At 66.8% G+C, this 3,146-nt stretch carries 2 protein-coding genes; both read right to left on the bottom strand.

Annotation, left to right across the window (positions count from 1 at the left end; genetic code table 11):
* Nucleotides 1-45 precede the first annotated feature (45 nt).
* The gene (gene hpnN, locus SMA01S_RS23855) at nt 46-2,640 is read right to left on the bottom strand and encodes a hopanoid transporter HpnN (protein WP_066827959.1); all 2,595 of its coding nucleotides are present in this window, start codon (nt 2,638-2,640) and stop codon (nt 46-48) included.
* Entirely contained in the window at nt 2,640-3,092 is a 453-nt protein-coding gene (locus tag SMA01S_RS23850) for a DUF2141 domain-containing protein (protein ID WP_066827957.1), read from the bottom strand. Before SMA01S_RS23850 ends, hpnN begins: the two co-directional genes overlap by 1 nt.
* Nucleotides 3,093-3,146 lie beyond the last annotated feature (54 nt).

Raw genomic sequence — 3,146 nt, 5'->3', positions numbered from 1 at the left:
ACGGGGCAGCGCGCACACGAAACGAACGGCCGGCATAAGACGCCTCTATACCTGCTCGCGCCTCGGCGGCCCCAGCAGGGCGGGTTCGAAGATCAACGCGCAGATCAGCGTCCAGATCAACGAGATCATCAGGATTTCACCCATGCTTGCCGTCCCGGGGTGATGCGACAGCCAGAGGCTGCCGAACGCCGTGCCGGTGGCAAGCGCGCTGAACATCACGGCGCGGGCTAGGCTCGACTGGAGCAGCCCCGTCGCCCCTGCCCGCCACGCCATCACGAAATAGATGTGGAAAGCCACACCCACCCCGAACAATAGCGGGAAAGCGATGATGTTTGCGAAGTTGATCGGCTGGCCGATCAGCACGCAACTGCCCAGCGTCAGAAAAATCGACAGCACGACCGGCGCGAGCGTGAACGCCACCTCGCGCACGTTGCGGAGCACCACGAACAGCAAAGCGCTCACCAACAGGAAAGCAAGGACGCCGGCCTGGACGAACGCACCAGCCACGGTATTGGCCGCCGCCTGGGTTGCGACCGGTAAGCCCGATATCGCCGGTGTCACGCCGGCAACGGCGGTCCGGAACCGGCGGATCACGCGATTGTCATTGCTATCGCCGCTGGGAAAGACCTGGAGCCGCACACGACCGTCGGGCGTGACCCAGTCGCGAGCCAGCTCGGCAGGCAGATCGGTGCGGGTGACTGGCGTCGCCTGCAGGGCAAGCCGGACCTGGCTGAGCATCACGTCGAGTGGCCGGGATACCGCCGCGTTCATCTCGGCGCGTTTTTGGGGCGTGCTTCTGGCCAGCCGCTCGAACAGCGTTGCGAGGCGCCGGACATCGCGCGCGCCGGGCTCCTGCCCACTTCCGGCAACGGTGCGCAGCTTAGCGGCACTTTGCGAGAGGGCCACGACCATATCGGCGTCAGTCGGCTGCGGTGCGATATCGAGCGGATTGATCGTCACGTCGAGTAACAGGGCCGCATCCTGGATGATCGGCAGCTTGGCCTGCTGGTCTTCGGGCACGAAGCTGTCGAGCGAGATTACCCGCGCGACCTCGGGCAGCCGCGCAAGTTTGGCGGCGATCGCCTGCGCCTCCGCCGGATTGGCGGCGAGCACGTCGATCGTGTTGGGCGTGCGGTCGGGATCGCGCGTCAAATCGGCCAATGCGCGCATTGCCGGTGCGTCGGGATTGCGCAGGTGCAGCGGGTTGAAATCGAAGGTCACCCAAGGAAGGATCGCAATGCTGGCGACCAGCGCGATCGCGAATCCCCACAGCACCATGGCGCGTTTGCGTTCGAGCCGTCGGTCCACTGGCGCGAGCATGGCGAATCCGACGTCGCCACGCGGTTGTCCGGGGCGAAACAGCATCACCAACGCCGGCAGCAAGGTGACGCTCAGCGCCAGCGCGACGATCATGCCCAGCCCGGCGATCACGCCGAGCTCGGCGATGCCGACATAAGCGGTCGGCAGGAACGCGCCGAAACCCAGGAAGATCGCGCCTGCCGCCAGCGTGAGCGGGGCACCGAGCGCGATCGCCGCCTGGCGAAGCGCCGCATCGGACGGGGCGCCCGCCGCGCGCTCGGCATTGTAGCGGACACAGATCTGGATGCCGAAATCCACCCCCAGCCCGACGAACAGCGGGATGAACGCGACCGAGATCAGATTGAAGCGGCCGACCGCGAGCAACCCGGCCGCCATGGTGACAAGGAGGCCGAGCACGATCGTCGCCAGGATCGCGGCGACCAGGCGCACGGATCGTGTCGCGAACCACAAGGTGAGCAGCATCGCCGCAAGCATCACCAGCCCGACCAGGCCGATATTCTCCTGGAGCGTGCCGAACTCCTCGTCGGCCAGCGGCACCTCGCCAGTGAGCTGCACCTTTACGCCATGCGCGGCGTCCAGCCCGAGCGCGGTGGCGGCCGTCCGGACTGCGTCGCTCGCCGCTTCCCCGGACATCAGCGCGCTATGGTCCAATACCGGCTGGGCGAGGATCAGCCGCCGCGTCGGCGGGGCCAATGTCCCTTTCTTGGCCGCGAACAGCGCCTGCCACGAAAACGGCTTCGGCTTGCCCGCGAGCACGCCGTCGGCGGCGTCGCCCAGCGCGCGAACGGGCTTGCCGATCCGCTGGAACGTGACCTGGCCCGCCTCGACTCCGTCAGCAATGGTCGACAAGGCGCCCGCGACGCCGCGCAGGCTGGGATCGGCGGCGAGCGGGCCGAGCATCGGCTGCGCTTCGACCAGCGCGGCGGTGGTGTCGCGAACATCCTGCTCGGAGCCGAACAACAGGCCTTCGCGCCCGAGGAAGTCGCCCCCGTCGGGCCGGGTGACCAGCCGGAAATGTGCCTTGTCGGATGCGAGCCGGGCGGCGAGCCGGGCCGCGCCGTCCTCGGCCAGTTCGGGTGTGTCACCGTCGACCATCACCAGCATCACGTCGCGCAGTTGCGGGAACGCCTGCTCCATCGCCCGTTCCCGCTGACGCCATTCGACATTGGGAGAGATCAATTCGGCGGTGTCGGTGGTCATCGCGAAACGATCGACGGTGACCGATAGCGCCAGCGCGGCGAGTATGAGCACCAGGATGACCGTCAGCCACGGGCGGCGCACGCTAGCCGCGACGATTGGCGTGACCGGGGACCGCACGATCAGCGCGCCGACGGACCTTGAGCGCCCATGAAATAGCGCAGGTTCAATCGGATAGTACGCGCATTGCCGTCAAAGGCGAACACTGCTTCGGCAAATTTGGGCGGACCGAGGCGGATCTTGGCATCGTTCGAGAAGCCGACGCCCTCTTTCGGGATGCCGAACAATGCCCGATCGACCTCACCATTGCCGTTCTCGTCAAGAAAGGCCTGCACCGCGTAGCGCCCCGCCGGCAGGTTGCCGACCGTCACGCGCGTGTCGCCCAGCCTGGCCCGTGCATTCCCCGCCCAGGGACAATTATCCTTGAGGAACTGCGCCTCGGGACAGACGTCGACATGGACATTGCCCTTGGCGATGCGGACATTGCCGACATCGATCGTCAGGACGCCATGCGCATCCGTCCCTCCGGCCGCCAGAAGTGGCAACCCCAGCACCGCCACCAACAATCGCCTCATATGCGTTGGCGCTCCGCGATCGCACTCGCATCGTTATAGCGCAACGCCTTGAGC

Source organism: Sphingomonas mali NBRC 15500 (assembly GCF_001598415.1).
GTDB lineage: Bacteria > Pseudomonadota > Alphaproteobacteria > Sphingomonadales > Sphingomonadaceae > Sphingomonas > Sphingomonas mali.
Note: the sequence above shows the minus strand (reverse complement) of the source record. Positions and strands in the feature narration are given on the sequence as shown.

Bases quoted from the DNA above. Each gene is read 5' to 3' on its own strand.
- SMA01S_RS23850 (WP_066827957.1), bottom strand. From the start codon at position 3,092: ATGAGGCGATTGTTGGTGGCGGTGCTGGGGTTGCCACTTCTGGCGGCC.